The sequence below is a fragment of the Akkermansia biwaensis genome, from assembly GCF_026072915.1.
GTDB lineage: Bacteria > Verrucomicrobiota > Verrucomicrobiia > Verrucomicrobiales > Akkermansiaceae > Akkermansia > Akkermansia biwaensis.
In genome coordinates this window covers 322,313-338,118 of record NZ_AP025943.1, presented here as the reverse complement: position 1 = coordinate 338,118, position 15,806 = coordinate 322,313, and the positions used below count along the sequence as shown (strand labels likewise).

Here is a 15,806-nt window from a genome sequence, read left to right as displayed (position 1 = left end):
ATCAACTAGAAGACGGATGGAGGACGGGACGTTCTTCCCCTGAAAGGACTTGATTTTTATCCGGCTTTGCTGGATGGCGATGGAGGTATTCTCCGTGGGGAGCCCTCCTTGCGGTTATGGCTGTGAAAAACGGAATGCCGCAGGTCCTTCCGTGTCCAGGAACATATCCATGCGGACGGGTTGCGCTATTTCTCCATGGCCCGGTAACAGTTCAGTGATGCTCTACGGGGTAGGATATGCAACGCATTCTGTTTCAGCAGAAAAGAACGTGTGGGGTATGGAAATACCGCGGTGTTTTCAGCGGTCCGGGGTGTCTATGGGAATTTTTCTGATTCCCCCGGTGAGCAGGTGCATGTATGCCAGCATTTTGCCCATGAAAAACGCTATGGAAGGCAGGAACACCACTTCCATGTACTGGAAGTAGTTCTCCATCACGGAGTGAACAGTACCGCAGGCCATGCTGAACAGGGCAATGGCGTAGAACAGGAAACTGCTTTTCGGAGGACGGCAGGCCAGCAGGGCGGCCGACGTCCGGGGGCGGTCCAGGCGCTCCTGGCGGCGGAATTCCGCCGTGAGGGGCATCCATGTCTGGCAATGTTCTTCCCGGATCATGGTGTCCGGAGGAATTTTTTTGGAAGTGAGCAGAACATGAAGGTCGGCCAGGCTGACGGGGCCGACGACCTTGTCCTTGACGCGATAGTGATATAATGGGCAATGTTGGGAGGGCATTCTCCCTACATAAGGCATGAAAGGAATTCCGTCAAGAAACAAGAGCGAGAGAAATCCTGCGGGAAAGAGTTTTCATTTTTGAACGTCCCTGTTGACCGAACGGATATTTTCTGCATGATACGGAAAACTATCCTGTTATGAAATTGTTTTTCTGTTTGTGCGGCCTGCTTCTGGGAGTGCTTGTCTGTAGCCTTTCTGAGGCGGTTGATGGCGGGGACCGGAAGGCTGTTCCGCCCGAATGGGTGAAGATGCGTACGCAGGAACATGTTTTGGCGGAAATCAGCCAGGTAATGGGTGCGGGTATTCCCATGCGCATGTTCTTCCTGAAGTGTGATGCGGTGGGTCTGCCGGATATGAAGCCTTTCGTTCCGGGGAAAAAGATGAATGTCTGCTGTGTCATGTGGGGGCTGTTGGATGGCCGGTGGAGCAGGATTGCCTCTTTTTCCCTGATTTGCCCCCAGGAGGAGTTGTGTTACGAAGCCGCCTGTTTTGATGGAATCCTGCATATAAGCGCGGAGGGAGTCGGCTCGGAAAATGGCGGGGATATTGCAGTCTGGAAGACGAAAAGCGAATTCTGTTTGTTATTGCCCAATTATCTTCATGTGCTTCCGTCGGAAAAGGTGGAGTGATGTCCCGTTTGGTGTAGGGGGGCGAGCGGCCCCGACCACATTCCCAAACGTCAAGGTGTGCCGTACCCCGGCCCGCTGTTAAAGGAGTTCCTTCAGGGAACCTATTTTGACGCTTGCATGGGAAAAATCCGCCTGGACCGTCACTCGGTTCGGGATGGAAATGACGGGCATGCCCGCACGAAATGCCGCCGTAGTGCCGTTCTGGGAGTCTTCCAATACCAGGCACTGGGAGGGTTGTATCTCCAGATTTTCCGCCGCTCTGAGGAACAGGGCGGGATCCGGCTTGACGGGCAGATTGTCGTCCCGGCAGACGACGGTTTTGAAGTAGGGCATGATGTCCAGCTTGTTCAGCCAGCCGTCCACCCAGCGATGAGAGGAGCTGGAGGCCACGGCCATGGGAATTCCTTTTTCCGCCAGGCTGCGGATGAGTTCGCCGGCTCCGGGCAGCAGCCCGGCATGTTCCAGATCGCGTACGATTTCCTTCTGGCGGAGCGCATTGATTTCGTCCCAGTCGAATGTCCTCCCCGTCAGTTTTTCCAGATGGTCGCCGGGGTTCCAGTGCGTGTAGCCGCTGCCCAGGCACTGGTTGAAGAGGTCCAGGGGCAGGGGATGGCCGCAGGAGTCAAATACCCGCAGCCATGAAGCGTAAATGGCGTATTCCGTGTCCACCAGCAGGCCGTCGAAGTCGAAGATTACGGCGCTTGCCCGGCGCAGCAGGTTCCGCGCTTTTTCCACATTTGCACGGTCTTCAGGAATTGAGTCAGGGGTGGTCATGGGCGGGCGTTTTTTCCAGGCCTTTCAGCATTTCCAGGAAGCTTCTGTGCGCCAGCCTGGTCTGGAACAGTCGGATGGCAATGATGGTGTAAATGATGTTGGGCATCCAGGCGCCCAGCCAGGTAGGCAGGTACCCGGCGGATGCCAGGGTGGGGAAGAATTCATACAGGAACAGCATGGCCGCCGCCAGGAACAGAGCAATGCCTATGCCGGACATCGTGGAGCGCCTCTGGAACGTGATGGCGGAGGGAATGGCGATGAACGTCAGGATGATGCAGGAAAACATGCGCGCAATTCTTACGTGCCACTCCGTTTCCAGACTTCTGAGCTGCTTGGCATTGGTGGATCCGGCCTTGATGATTTCCTGCAGGGCCGGTGTTCCCTGGGTATCTACCCGGACATTGGGGGAGATGAGCTGCCACGGAGTTTCGGAATAAGGTTTTTTCCGCGTTTGATACCCGTCTCCGGAGAATAGGGGCACTTCGTTTGATTCCCGGGGCTGCTGCTGGGGATAAGCTCGTTCGATGGCATGGAGGAAGGTCCACGTTCTGGAATGAGGGTCCCAGGAGGCTTCGTCCGCGAAGAGTTCGTATTCCATTTTTCCCGGAGCGCCGAATTGTTCTACGCGCACCTGCCTGAAGGGTTCGCCCGGGGAGTCTATGCCGGGCGGATCGCCGATGTACCAGATTCGGGATTCGGCGTCATTCTTGTAAATAATGCTCCGGGAGTCGTCATTGTTGTTCTGGCTCAGGGAGGAGAACATGAGTCTTCGGTACAGCGTGGAATTCGGCGCCCAGTGAAATCCGAAGATGCCGAAGTAAACGGCAGCGAAGACGGCTCCGATGATGACCGGGGAGTTGATCCGGAGGAGGGACCTGCCGGATTGCAGCATTCCGGTGATTTCCGAGGAGGAGGAAAGCTTGGTGAGTGCCCACAGCGTGCCCAGCAGCAGCGTGTAGGGCAGGATGAGGTTCAGGATCATGGGGAGCTGGCTCAGATAAAAGCGGAAAGTCCCTTCCAGAGGGGATTCCAGATTCATCAGGTTCCCCACATTGTCCGAGAAGTCTCCGATGATGTAAATCAGGGTCAGGATGGCCGTGCACATCATGAATGCAGTGAACCAGGTGCGCGCCACATACCTGTCCATGATGCCGGAGCAGTTGTAGAGGAACATGCCCGCGGCGGGGAGAAAGCAGCCGAGGAGGATCAGCCAGGGGCGCAGAAGCTGTGCAAGAGGATATTCGGACGGCGTGCCTGGGATTTCCCATTGCATCTGGGACCATTCCCGCGGCATCAGGAACCAGGCCGCCACGCCTCCCAGCACAAGCAGGGCAAGGAAGGTGAACCATTGGCGGAGATGTTGTGCCGGGTTTGCCATGAAAAAAAGGTGTGTGCCAAGAATGCCAGATCACGGAAGGGAAATAAAGCGTTATTTCCCTTTCGGAAGTTGTGGAAAGCGGCTCAATCCCCTGTGGCGGCAGGAGAAGCGGTGGCTGCCGGTGCGTTCACGGGGCGGACGCACGCCTCCGGAAATGCCGGAGATGCCGCATTTTGCGGGTTCCCGGGAATCTCCCGATAGAAGTTGGTGGTTGTCAACGTAGTCTGGATGGGATAAAAGTTTTCCCGTCAACAATTTTCCGGGTGCTTCCTTTTCCATGTTCAAGCGTCTTGTTCAACTATTCTTCCTGCTCGTGCTTGTTGCGGTGGCCGGGCTGGTGTGGTTTTCCTGGTATGCCTCCACGCCGCTGCTGGTTCCGGTGGGGGCGGCGGAAAGTTCTGTTCCCGCTTCCGGAGAGTCCATGATTATGGAGCCTGTGGAGGCCGTTTCCGCCGACGGTACGGCGATTTCCGGCTATCTGGTGCGCCCCCGCCTGTCCGGCGCGCTGACGCCGCGCCAGAACCGAGTGAGGGACGCCCTGAAGCTGCGGGGCAACATGCCGCATCTGGATGAAAAGCCGGAACTGGTGGTGATCTGTACTTCCTGGGACAACGGCGTGCAGGGTTCCCTCCCCCTGGCGGAAGGCCTGACCGGAGCCGGATATTCCTGCCTGGTCTGGAATCCCCGCGGCAGGGACAATGCGCGGCCATACTGCACGTACGGATTGAAGGAGTATGCCGACGTTACCGCCCTGCTTGACACCGTGGGAGAGAAAACGGGAGGTTTGCCGCCCGTGGCCGCCGTGGGGCAGGGTTTCGGGGCGGCCGTGCTGTTGAAGGCCGCTTCCGAAGACCCCCGCATCCGCTGCATGGTGTCCATGGACTGCTTCCCCTCCTTGAAGACGGTGGCGATGCGGGAGATGGAGCAGGAGTGGGGGAAACCGTTGTGCTATCCCGCTTTCTGGCTCATGGATGCCGGGGTGGCGTGGCGCGCGGATTTCAGCACGTTTGACGTGGCTCCGGTGGATTATGCCCTGAAGCTGGATTATCCGGCCATGGTCGTCTGCACCAACCAGTATTTTTTTTCCACCCTGGAAGATTCCTTGAGCATTTACGATTCCCTGAAGGACGACAAGAAGCAGCTTTATGAATCCATCCGGGAAGGGGAGCCCTACGGAACGAAGGAGCGGACCTTCCTCCATGTCATTGAAGGAAAGAAGGGTGAGAAATTTGAGAAAAACTATAAAGTGAACGTGTATGATGGGGATGACGAGCTGCAGGCTGGCATTGCGGAGTGGATTCATGACAATACCCGCATGCCCATGCCCAGGGTGTTGATGAATGAATTCTACCGTTTTCCCGTGACGGCTGCGGCGCCGTCCGGCAGATGAGCCGTGCTCCCCGTTTTGTTTCATGGTGCAGCATAGTGAATATCCCGTGAGTGAATATCAGGACAACAGCGGAGAACTCCGCGAAAACCGCCGCAGGCGCAGCCGTTTCATTCTGCCTGCGCCGCGCCATTTGGCGGCTGTGGCCGTGGGTGGCGTTCTGGCGGCGCTGCTGGTGCATTATCTCGGATTTATTGTTCTGAGCTGGTTCGACCTGGGGATTCATGTCCACAAGACTGTCGCGGAGGAGCCGGCTTCAAAGCCGCTTCCTGAGAAAATCGTTCTGAAGGCGGACGACCGTCCGGCTCCGGACGTGACGGAAATTCCTGAAATGCCGGTGGTTGAGCAGATCAAGGAACTGCCCCCTCCGGAACTGCCCGATTTGGAGGACATGCTTCCGGAACAGGTGGTGATTGCACCGGGAGAAACCAGTTTTTCCGCTGATCCCGTCTCTCCGTCCCCTCCGGAATCCCTCTCCCCCCAAATGCCCCTGGTGGACATGAAATCCATTGCCCAGGGGCTTCCGGAGCTTTCCCCTCCGGAAGCGCTGAAGCCTTCCGCCAGTCCGGCGACCGTCAAGACGGCGGAGCCGGAGATGGTCAATCCGGATGAATGGTACAATAACAAGCTGAAGGGCGCAGGCGGCCAGGACGATTCCCATTTGCCGGACGGCAGCAAGTCCCTGGCCCAGCTGATGGCCCAGTCCAATCTGGGGAAGGACAGCGGGTACAGCAGGCTGGGGGCGGATCTCCTGTTTGAGTACAACAAGGCGGTGATGAAGAATTCCGCCCGTCTCAGCATGCTCCAGCTTGCGGGGCTGATGATGAAGAATCCGGACACGATTTTCATTGTGGAGGGGCACACGGACAGTTTCGGCTCCGAGGAATATAACGCCGTGCTTTCCCTCATGCGGGCGAACGCGGTGCGCCAGTGGCTGCTAGATAACGGCATTTCACTGACGCGGCCCAACGGGGAATGCAGGCTGTACATCAGGGCTTGCGGGGCTTCCCGCCCCGTGGTGTCCACCAAGGGGGACCAGAATGCGCAGGCCGCCAACCGGCGCGTGGAAATCCACATGCGCAAGCCGGGAGAGGAGATTCCTGCCGGCAGTCTTCCCGTCACTCATGCCGTGGACATGAACACGCCCATCGCCCGCCAGGTGCGTGCGGGCGTGGGGGCCAAAGCGAAGCTTCCCGCTGCGGCGGAAGGCAATCCCGCCGTTTCCTCTCCGCCCGCCCGTCCTGCTGCTCCTGCCGCTCCTGCCGTGAAGCCTCCGGCAAGCCCCCAGCCGCAGAAGGAACGGATTCCCGTGGCAGAGCCCGTGCCTGAAACCATCCCGTCCGCGGAACCGGTGGAGGAGGATATTCCCAATGCCGAACCGGTGGAAGACGACATTCCGCTGGCGGAACCCGTGGTGGAAGCGAGCGGCGCTGTGGGAATGAAGGGAGGACTGGCCTGAGATGGAATTGATGCGTTTTCTTCCGATCCGGGCACTTCCGCTGCCCGGAGAGTCCCGGTACCTTTTTTCGTTCGATTTTGACGATACTCTGTTCACCCTGGGCGGTCCTGCCGGGGAGCGCCGCAGTTTTTTCCGCCTCATGCGTGCGCTCCGGGCGCGCTATGGCGTGCTTTGGGGCATCAATACGGGACGTGACCCGGTTTATCTGAGGGAGGGCCTGATGGACATGTTTCAGGATGATCCGGAAGCGTTTGCCCCGGATTTTACCGTGACCATGGAACGCAACGTCCATCTGGCGGATGCGGAAGGCCGCCTGATGCCCGGCGTGTGCTGGAACGATGCATGTGCGGTTGCCCATGATTCCCTGTTCAGCCGGTATGGCCGCATGCTGGAGGAGTTGATGGAGCATCTGGAAAAGCAGTTTTCCGGGCTGGAGCTCCAGAGGCAGCAGCATGACGCCTTTTCCCTGGTGGTGAACGATGCGCGGGGGCTGGATGCCGTGTCCGGCGTGATTCATGGAACGGTGGCCCCTTACGAGGAAATCGTCACGCAGAGGGCGGGGCCTTACCTGCGTTTCAGCCACCGGGATTACAACAAGGGAACGGCTCTGGCTTTTGTAGCGTCCCGGTTCGGCATCCCTCATGCTCATGCGGCCATTTTCGGCGACGGGCACAATGACCTGGACGCCATGAGGAATTTGCCGGAAGCGTTCCGTTGCTGTCCGTCCAATGCGGCGGATGAAGTGAAGGCCATGGTCGCTTCCGGCCACGGCTACATCAGTCCAAAAGCGCGAACCATGGGAGTGCTGGACGGCCTGGTGAACGGAGCCCTTCCGCATTTCGGCATGCGGACGGATGTCTTGAAGGCAGCGGAACGGAAACGAGGTGCGGATGAACCGCTTGCCGAATGAGCTTCTTTGCCGGGGATTGGGAAGCGGCGCATTATATTGTGCAAGGGACGGAAAGAATCCTGTTGACAAGGTCCTTTTCCCATGCAGAAATAATGTAAATCTTTATTTCTAATTTCATGCATGTTTCTTCGTTGGCCCGCAAGGCAGGCAGGGGCTCTGCCGTAGGATGGTTCCTGGTGCTGCTGTTGATTTGCGGCGCCGGAGCCGGGTATTATCTGTATCAGGACAATCAGGAAAAGAAAAGGGTGGCGCAGGAGTTGACCGCTGAACGCCAGGCAAAGGAAAAAGCCATGAAGGCCGCCGCTGAAAAACAGAGAAAGCAGCGGGAAAAGGAAATAAGGGAACGCCGGGAGAAGGAGCGGGAAGCCGCCGAACTGGCCAGGGAGGAAGCGAGAAAGAAGAAGGAGGCCCTGGAACAGGAGGCGGCGCAAAAGCTTCAGGAGCAGGCCAAGCGGGAGGAAGCGGAAAAGAGGAGGAGGGAAGAGCTGGAACGCCGTGAGCGGGAGGAACAGGAGCGCCGGCAGGAAGAACCCGACGAGGAGGAAGAGCCGGAACCCGAGGGGCGCTTTCCGCAGCCCGTCAAGAATCCCATGCCGGATCTTTCCGTGTACGCCACCGTCTGCAAGGATGAAATACCGATGGATGCCGACAAGCCTCTGGAAACATGGTCATGGGACAAGGCTGAAAAATTGGCAGGCATGGAGGAATTCCCTTCCGGAAGTACACCGTGGAAAAGAGGGACGGATGACAAGCGCATGGATGACCTGCTGGAAAGGTGCCGTTCCTGGAAGGACGACAAGCCTTCCTCCCTGAAGGCCTGCTCGGCGGCAAAGGATTTTCCCGGAGCTCCGGAGGACGGCGCTTCGCTTGTGAGGCGCACGGTGGAGATAGATTCCAACATCACGGGCTGGCACAGCACGGGTCTGTATGCCCCGCCGGGAGCGGAAATTTCATGTTCCCTGTCCGGGGCGCCCAAGGAGAGTTCTCTCGGAATCCGCATCGGGTGCCATACGGACAGCCTGCACAAGCTGGATGCCTGGAGAAGGGTTCCGGAAATAACGGTACAGGTTCCGGCGGACCGGGGGCGCGTGAAGCTGGTGAATCCGATGGGCGGCCTGGTGTATGTGAACGTGGGCAAGCGTTCCAAGAGGGGACGGATCTTCAAGGTGCAGATTTCCGGAGCCACTCCGGCGCCTCTCTTTATTCTGGGGGTGACCACTCCGGAACAGTGGGCGGCTCAGTTGGAAAATTGCAAGGCCCCGTGGGGGGAAATCCGCATGCCGCGCCTGGTGATGACCATGCCGGTGGAGCAGTTGAAACGCTGCCCCGACGTTCAGAAGGTGGCGGAATTCCTGCAAAAGAACATGGCGCTCCAGGATTGGATCATGGGGTGGGATACCAAGCCGGACCGCCTTCATCATCCCATGCGCTTTGTCGTGGACAGGCAGATTTCCGCGGGGGCCGGGCACTCCGGCTATCCCGCCATGGCGACGACCGACTGGACGAATTCAATCGCCAGCGGCGCCATCGTCAATTCCGGAAGCTGGGGGCTTTGGCATGAACTGGGGCACAACCATCAGGCGCCTCCGTTCACGATGGAGGGGCAGACGGAAGTTTCCGTCAACATTTTCTCCATGCTCTGTGAAGTGATGGGGACGGGCAAGAGTTACGAGTCCTGCTGGGGAGGGGGCATGGGGCCGTACGGCATGAGCTCCGAACTGAAGAAATATTTTACCGGAAGCCAGACTTACAGGGACGCTCCCAACAAGGTGCAGCTCTTCTTCTGGGTGGAGCTGATGTACCATCTGGGGTTTGACGCCTTCCGGCAGGTGGCCCTGCAATACCATGACAAGCCTTACGACAATGGCAAGTTAAGCGATGAAAAGAAATGGGAATGGGTGATGTCCGCCTTTTCCAAGGTGACGGGAAAGAACATGGGACCCTTCTTTGAAATCTGGCGCATGCCCGTTTCCGAACACGCCAGGGCCAAAATGAAAAACCTGCCTGTCTGGCTGCCTTCCGGCGATTATCCCGCCTGTTATACGCGGGATGAATAGAAGAGGGGAAATGGCCTGGAAACGGGCTTCTCCCCGGTGCCATACTCGCGTCTGGACGGTTCCGGCGGCGCGGATTAGGATGCCGGGGTTGAATGAAATGGCTGAATGACTGGCTGGGCTTTTTCAAGCCCCTTCAGGTGAAGAACCTGCAAATTTTCTGGTCCGGGCAGGCGTGCGCCCTGATCGGAATGTGGCTGCAGGTTACAGCCATGGGGATTCTGGTTTACAGCATTTCCGGCGGTTCCGCCACGGCGGTGGGTTTACTGGCCGCCCTGAATGCGCTGCCCTTCTTTTTGGGAGGCATGCTGCTGGCCGGACTGGGCGACCGCTTTGACCGCCGCAAGCTGCTGATTGCCGTGCAATCCGTGCAATGGCTGGTGGCGGCGGTCCTGTTTCTTCTGACGTTTCTGGATGCCCTGCAATTGTGGCATTTGTATGCGGCGGGGCTGGTCATGGGCATCAACCAGACGGTGGGTTTTCCCACGCAGCAGGCGTTTGTGGGGGACCTGATCCCCCGGAAGCAGCTCCAGGAGGCGGTGGGGATGTATTCCCTGGTATTCAATACGTGCAGGGCGGTGGGCCCGGCTTTGGCAGGCTATATCATTGCGGAATGGGGGGCGGCCACCGCTTTCGGCGGCAATGTCCTGGCCAGTCTTCCGCTGATCGGCTGCCTGGTTTCCCTGAAAGGCCGCATTTCCGACACCGCCGCGCCGAAAAAGCAGCGCGGTTCCGGCAGAAAGGTTTCCGGTCTCAAGGCGGTATTGTCCACCCGCAGCCTGCTGTTCATCATGCTCAGCGCCCTGATCCAGAATATTTGCGGGCAGTCCCTCTACCAGATTGTTCCGGCCCTGATGCACGGGAATCCCCGCAATACCGGACTGATACTGGGAGCGGTGGGGGCCGGAGCCATGGTCAGCATCCTGCTGGTAATGCCCTTTGCGCGCAAAAGCGACAGGGTGGGGGCCAAGCTTTCTTCCGGCACCCTGTGGATGGGGAGCGCCCTTTGCGTAGCCGGCATTGTCAACGTGGTGGAGGTGCAGGCCCTGTGCTTCTTTTTTGCGGGCCTGGCTACCTCCACGCTGTTTGTTACCTCTTCTTCCGCCGTTCAGCTTCTGGCGCCTCCGGAAAGGAAATCCGCCATTCTGGGGCTTTTCAGCATCGTCACGATCGGAGTGCAGCCGTTGGCCGCCATGGGCTGGGGGGCCGTGGTGGATTCCCTGGGAGTCCAAGCGACGATTATCATGGCCGGAGGGCTGGAAGCCCTGTTCTCCATCTGGATGCTCAGCGTGCCTTTCTGGCGCAATTTCAGGTTTACCCCGGATGACTGCCCGGAAGGACCATGAAGGATTATGGGTTATCCATTGTTATTGAAAAATGAATTGCCAACATTTTTCCGTTTTGTTAGATGTTGATAATGAAAGCTTTTTTTTCATGAAGTTCCTTGCTGCCGGCATCGCCTGCTGCGGGCTGTCCGGTGCAGAGTTGCCCCTTCCGGAACCTGCGCCGCTGCAGGGACAGCAAGTGTGTTCCATTCCTGCGGGAAAACAGGGAGCGGGGAGTGCCATTTTTTCCCCTGATGGGAGCCGCCTGCTGGTTTGAGGAAAGGGCGTGCCTTCCCTGTGGGCCATTCCTTCGGGAAAGAAAGTCGCGGATTTGGTGCGCCCCCCTTTATGGGACGAGCCTTCCTTATGGAACAGTTTTTCTTTTTCCGGCGATGGATCACGCATTCTGGCGGAAACGGGCAGGGGGCAGAATGGTTATTTTTATACCGTGTGGGATGCCGTGGCGGGAACTCTTCTTGGAAAGACGCAGGGGCCTTATAAAAGGCAAGCGGTTTTCCAGGGTTTGCTGAGTCCGGATGGTTCCCTGCTTTTAGGGAGGAGAAGTGTAAAGGGCTGGACGGTACATGAAGTGACGGAGGAAGGCATCAGTCCGTCATTTCGTCCCGTATCGGAGAAGGGGAAGTTTTTCACGTATTCCCCGGACGGAGGCAAGGCAGCGTTTTTTGATCATAACGGGTATGTAGCCGTCTGGGATTTGTTGCTGGGAAAAGAACTCTGGAAGAAACCGGGAGGAAGAAAAGGCGCTTCCGTGGATGTCGTCCGGTTCAGTAAAGACGGTTCGGCAGTGTTTGTAGCAGACAGGGTGGGAGAATGTGCGGAAATATATGATCTGGAGTATCGTCGGATTCTGGAGAAAACCGGGGTGGCAGACCGGCAGACGATTTCTTCCTGGGGCTCCCTGTTCGGCATCGTCAAACCATTTTCCAGAATATGCTTTGATCCCGAAAACAAGGTAATGCGGAAGGTGGATTTGCCCGTTTCCACCATGCGCAGCCAATTGAAGGAAGCTTCAGGAAAATTGGAAAATCCTCTTAGTACGAAGAGGAATGCGGACTTTGAATTAAATAATCCGCCGGATATTTTTTATGTGACCCGGGACGGGCGTTATGCTGTGATGGCGCAGTTTTCCGGATGCTCCATGTATAATTACGAACCGGCAGTGTTGATCTGGGATATTGGGAAAAAGAGGGCCTCCGGGGATGTCGTGTACTGGTTTCCCTTCATTTTCTACATGGAGATTTCTCCGGGGGAAAAATATTTGCATTTCCATGGTGGAAACAAGGCGCCTGAAGGAGTTGTCTCTTTCGCCTCGGGGACGCCCATGAAAGCTCCGGGAAAAATCCTGGCTTTTTCCGCGGACGATTCCATGATCGCCTGGCTGGACGGCGAGAATGTGAGGGTTTGGAAAATATCCGGAAACGGAGAGTCCGGCAATTAATGCCCGGTTTCTTCCTCATGCTCGGAATAGCTGATGCCCAGCATGCAGATGTCGTCCGCCTGGTTGGTGCAGCCCGTGAATTTGGCTACGCAGGTAAGGGCCTGATGCACGAAATCCTTGGTAGTCTTGGCCGTGGAATTGTTGAAGTAATCAATCAGGCGTTCCACTCCCATCTCTTCGCCTTCCGCGTTGGCGGCTTCTGTCAGGCCGTCCGTGTACATCAGGATGCGTGAACCCGGAAGGAGGGGAAACTGGGCATTCTGGTAGGCGGCGTCATCCAGCAGGCCCATGGCGATGCCGCGGGGCAGGGGCATCTTGCGTGCGATTCCGTCCGGCCCCAGCACGATGGGATGCGGGTGGCCCGCCGTGGAGGCGGTCATGACGCCCGTTTCCAGGTCCAGGTAAATATAAACGGCGGAGGCGAACATGGTGGTGTTGGCCCTTTGCAGTATTTTGGAAAGCTGGTGGTTGAGGGAAGTGAGGAATGCGGCGGGATTGTCCGCCAGGTGGGAAAGCTGTTCCATCAGGCCCCGGAGCATGGAGGCGATCAGGGCGGCGCGGATGCCGTGCCCCATCACGTCGCAGACGATGGCCCCTACGCCGGAGTCGCCTACGGGGAAGGCGTCGAACCAGTCGCCCGCCACCCCTTCGGAAGGGGTGAAGATGTGGTGGAAGTCCGCCTTCCGGGTCACTCCGCGTTCCGTGCGGGAACGGGAGGGGAGCTCGTAGGGGAGCAGGGCGAACTGGATTTCACGGGCCAGGTCGATTTCCTTTTCCAGGGACTTGTTCCGTTCTTCCAGGATGCGGGCCGTTTCCCTCGCCTTGATCTCCGTCTTGACCAGTTTGGTGACGTCGCTGGAAATGCCCACGATTCCCTTGAGGTCCCCGTTGCGGCCATACCACGGGAATTTGCTGATCTGGCTCCAGGTATCGTCCCTGTGCAGCCATGTTTCATGATGGAGCCGGGCGCGGATGGGGCGGCCGGTCTTCATGATGTCCAGTTCCTCGTTCCGGGAAATGTCGGACATGGTTTTGTCAAAGAAATAGGCGTCCGTCCGTCCGGTCAGGTCCGCCGGAGTGGGGACGCCCAGCTTGTTGGCCGTGGCCGAGTTGGCCAGAACGAAGCGCGATTCCCGGTTCTTGAAATAAATGCTGTCCGGAATGTGTTCAATCAGGGTATGGAACAGGTCCCGGTCCTCCGCGGCGCGCAGTTCCGCCGTCTTGCGCCTGGTGATGTTGACCCAGACGCCTATGAGCATGACGGGGCGGCGCTGCTTGTCCCGGCGCGCGATGCCGTTGACCCGGACCCAGCTCCAGCTTTTGGAGTTGAGCTTTTTCATCCGGATTTCGATGCGCATGGGCATGTGGGAATGCCCGTCTAGGTACCGGCGCACCTCCTGGGAGAAAAAGGCCTGGTCCTCCTCATGGATGGTGAGTTCCGGCTGGGTGAAAATATTGGGGGCCTTTTCCTTGCGGCTGGCCCCCATCATGGTCAGGCAGCGGTCCGTGTAGTGGATGACGCCCGTCTTGATATTCCAGATGTAGAATCCCTCTTCCGCCGCCGACAGGGCCATCTTGATCTTGTCCCAGGTGAACACCTTCTGGGCGGAATGTCTGTTGCGTGAGGGCGGCATATGCAGTTGCCGCTAATCTAACGACAAAACAGCACCCTTGGCAAGAGACAAAATAAAGGAATCTCATCCCGGCCGGAGGGACGGCCCGGAAAAGACATGCCGAGAGGTTTCCGGACGGCTTTCCTGAAATCTTCCGGGACCGCAAAATGTTGAACGTTGCGGAAAATGCTATTTCCGGTGTTCTTCCTCCTGGGATTGGAGGAATTGCAGCTCCTTTTTCAGAACACTGCCCACGCGGTGCTTGGCAAGGTACACCTGGGCGATGGTGACGCCAAGCTGCCTGCGGACCTTGGCCGCATCCCATTCCCTCAGCACGTAGTAGTCGAAAATCTGGAACTGCTTGGGGGACACCTTGGCCTTGACGCGTTCCAGCGCGGCCTGCAGAAGGTTGTTCTGCCATTCCCGCTCCCATACCTGGTCGAAGTTGTTCTTGCCTTCGTCCGGAATCTTGTCGATAGGGTGTTCCTGGGATTCGCCGGCGTCAGGATTCATCAGCATGGCCGTGTCCTTTTTCCGTTTGCGGAATTGGTCGTTGATGCGCCAGCGGGTCATGTTCCAGAGCCAGAGCTTGAAAGAGCCCTGTTCCGGGTTGTAGATGTTCTTCTTGCTCTGCTTGGCGATGGAAAGAATGGTCTCCTGCACCACGTCCCAGGCTTCGTCCTCCCTTAATCCGGCCTTCAGCGCCACGGAGTAAATGAGCCGCCAGTACGTGCGGTAAAATTCATCCCAGGTGCGCTGGTCTTCCCAATTTTCCAGACGGGCAATCAGGCTTTTCCTGGTATGCTCCGCATACTGGGAAAGCGTATTCTCGTCAGGCTGGGACTCGTTCTTGGGTTGCAATGGAGGCACATTCATGTTTTATCATGAATTACGGATGAAAGTGAAGTGAAAGCCGAGTAATGGGAGCGGAATTTTCACGGCGGTGTTATTCATTCACTACGCTTTTGCGGTAAAAATTCTTTCAGGGAAACGGATATGGTCAGGAAAACGTCCAGGAGCAGGGGATCTTCGGTAATCGCGGCCCTGATTGTGCTGTGCGCGCTGATAGGCTACGGCCTGTCGGAATGGAAACTGCTTCCGGACACGATGGAAGCCGTACCCGCGTCCCGGCAGGCGGCGGAGCAGGGAATGGCGCCGGAAAAGATCACCCTTCCGGAGAAGGGGGAGCCCGTCAGGATGCTGACTATGAATGCGGGCAACTATTTTGTGCCGGAAGACCCGCGGAGAAGCAATTTTCAAGTGAAGTACAAGCCCGTGGAAGCGCGGGAGGCCATAGCGGAGCTCGTCAGGCAATCCGGCGCGGAAATCGTGGGCCTGTCCGAGATGGGCGGGGAAGCCGCCGTGAACGACCTGCAAATGCGGTTGAAAAGAAAGGGCGTGCAGTTGCCGCACAAGGTGCTGGTCATGCGGGACGGTGAAGACCGTGGACTCGCCCTGTTGTCGAAGTACCCCATTGTCAGCAACCGCTCCGTGACGGATATGCCCGTATCGGGAGAACCCAAGCGGCGTAAAACGATGCTCCGAGGTATTCTGGACGCCACCGTAAAAATGCCGGATTCCCGCCAGTTCCGTCTGATAGGCGTTCATTTGAAATCCCGGCTGAGCCGCGACGGCTCCGCGGAGGAGACCCGCAGAAGGGAAGCTTATGCCCTGCGCGACTACCTGAACGGCGTCATGGCCTCCCAGGACGGCATGCCCCTGTTGTTATACGGGGACTTCAATGACGGTCCTGCCGACAGTTCCGTGCAGGTCATCCAGGGTCCGGCGAAAACGGATTCCCGCCTGAACCGTCTGAAACCCCGGGATTCCCGCGGAGAAACGTGGACCATCTATTACGAAGACGGCGACACCTACCATTCCTTTGACCACATCTTTATCAACAACACCCTGAAAAAACGCCTCGGCCGCAAGCCCCCCATGGGTGTCATCGACACTCCCCCCTCCCGCCAGGCCAGCGACCACCGCGGCATATGGGTGGAGTTGAGATAGATATATTCCAGGATACTCATTCGCATAGAGTTATTCAGGATATTTCACAATATGTTAGATTGTGAATAATGTTGAATAT

General features: G+C 57.6%; 14 protein-coding genes. 8 read left to right on the top strand and 6 right to left on the bottom strand.

All coding sequences use genetic code 11. From position 1 onward, the window contains the following. Positions 1-297 precede the first annotated feature (297 nt). A complete protein-coding gene (locus OQH67_RS01290) occupies positions 298-729 on the bottom strand; it encodes a DUF4339 domain-containing protein (RefSeq protein WP_215437732.1) in 432 nt (143 codons plus the stop codon). A gap of 137 nt (positions 730-866) precedes the next feature. On the opposite strand from OQH67_RS01290, the gene OQH67_RS01285 reads away from it, so the two are divergent. Beyond that, complete coding sequence (locus OQH67_RS01285) at positions 867-1,358, top strand: hypothetical protein (protein WP_215437734.1); 492 nt, start codon at positions 867-869, stop codon at positions 1,356-1,358. A 78-nt stretch (positions 1,359-1,436) separates the two neighbouring features. Here the strand turns inward: OQH67_RS01285 and OQH67_RS01280 are convergent, their stop codons facing one another. Next, positions 1,437-2,132 (bottom strand): HAD family hydrolase, encoded by a 696-nt coding sequence (locus OQH67_RS01280; RefSeq protein WP_215437737.1) that lies wholly within the window; start codon positions 2,130-2,132, stop codon positions 1,437-1,439. Continuing rightward, positions 2,119-3,510 carry an LptF/LptG family permease gene (locus OQH67_RS01275; RefSeq protein WP_067571430.1) on the bottom strand — a complete coding sequence of 464 codons (1,392 nt, stop codon included), beginning with the start codon at positions 3,508-3,510 and terminating at the stop codon, positions 2,119-2,121. The genes OQH67_RS01280 and OQH67_RS01275 overlap by 14 nt, the downstream gene beginning before the upstream one ends. Positions 3,511-3,787: 277 nt before the next feature. Between OQH67_RS01275 and OQH67_RS01270 the strand changes: the two genes are divergently transcribed. From OQH67_RS01270 to OQH67_RS01250, 5 genes are all read left to right on the top strand, one after another. Then, a complete protein-coding gene (locus tag OQH67_RS01270) occupies positions 3,788-4,900 on the top strand; it encodes an alpha/beta hydrolase family protein (RefSeq protein WP_215437740.1) in 1,113 nt (370 codons plus the stop codon). Between the two features lie 46 nt (positions 4,901-4,946). Next, positions 4,947-6,356 carry an OmpA family protein gene (locus OQH67_RS01265; RefSeq protein WP_215437743.1) on the top strand — a complete coding sequence of 470 codons (1,410 nt, stop codon included), beginning with the start codon at positions 4,947-4,949 and terminating at the stop codon, positions 6,354-6,356. A gap of 10 nt (positions 6,357-6,366) precedes the next feature. Next, the gene (locus OQH67_RS01260; RefSeq protein WP_215711586.1) at positions 6,367-7,266 is read left to right on the top strand and encodes an HAD family hydrolase; all 900 of its coding nucleotides are present in this window, start codon (positions 6,367-6,369) and stop codon (positions 7,264-7,266) included. A gap of 116 nt (positions 7,267-7,382) precedes the next feature. Beyond that, positions 7,383-9,323 carry a M60 family metallopeptidase gene (locus OQH67_RS01255; RefSeq protein ID WP_215437760.1) on the top strand — a complete coding sequence of 647 codons (1,941 nt, stop codon included), beginning with the start codon at positions 7,383-7,385 and terminating at the stop codon, positions 9,321-9,323. A 92-nt stretch (positions 9,324-9,415) separates the two neighbouring features. Beyond that, positions 9,416-10,666 (top strand): MFS transporter, encoded by a 1,251-nt coding sequence (locus OQH67_RS01250; protein WP_215437763.1) that lies wholly within the window; start codon positions 9,416-9,418, stop codon positions 10,664-10,666. 21 nt (positions 10,667-10,687) lie between these two features. On the opposite strand, the gene OQH67_RS01245 is transcribed toward OQH67_RS01250, so the two are convergent. Further along, positions 10,688-11,050: a hypothetical protein gene (locus OQH67_RS01245; protein ID WP_215458819.1), complete on the bottom strand. Its 363-nt coding sequence runs from the start codon at positions 11,048-11,050 to the stop codon at positions 10,688-10,690. A 55-nt stretch (positions 11,051-11,105) separates the two neighbouring features. Here OQH67_RS01245 and OQH67_RS01240 point away from each other — a divergent pair, with 55 nt between their 5' ends. Then, on the top strand, positions 11,106-12,104 hold the full coding sequence (locus OQH67_RS01240; protein ID WP_215458820.1) for a WD40 repeat domain-containing protein: 999 nt from the start codon (positions 11,106-11,108) through the stop codon (positions 12,102-12,104). Here the strand turns inward: OQH67_RS01240 and OQH67_RS01235 are convergent. Together OQH67_RS01235 and OQH67_RS01230 are read right to left on the bottom strand one after the other, a co-directional pair. Continuing rightward, positions 12,101-13,738, bottom strand: a complete 1,638-nt coding sequence (locus OQH67_RS01235; protein WP_215437770.1) for a SpoIIE family protein phosphatase — start codon at positions 13,736-13,738, stop codon at positions 12,101-12,103. The two genes, OQH67_RS01240 and OQH67_RS01235, sit on opposite strands and share 4 nt — an antisense overlap. 168 nt (positions 13,739-13,906) lie before the next feature. Then, a complete protein-coding gene (locus OQH67_RS01230) occupies positions 13,907-14,593 on the bottom strand; it encodes an RNA polymerase sigma factor (RefSeq protein WP_067571446.1) in 687 nt (228 codons plus the stop codon). Between the two features lie 120 nt (positions 14,594-14,713). On the opposite strand from OQH67_RS01230, the gene OQH67_RS01225 reads away from it, so the two are divergent. Then, the gene (locus tag OQH67_RS01225) at positions 14,714-15,727 is read left to right on the top strand and encodes an endonuclease/exonuclease/phosphatase family protein (protein WP_215437786.1); all 1,014 of its coding nucleotides are present in this window, start codon (positions 14,714-14,716) and stop codon (positions 15,725-15,727) included. The last annotated feature ends 79 nt before the right edge of the window (positions 15,728-15,806 follow it).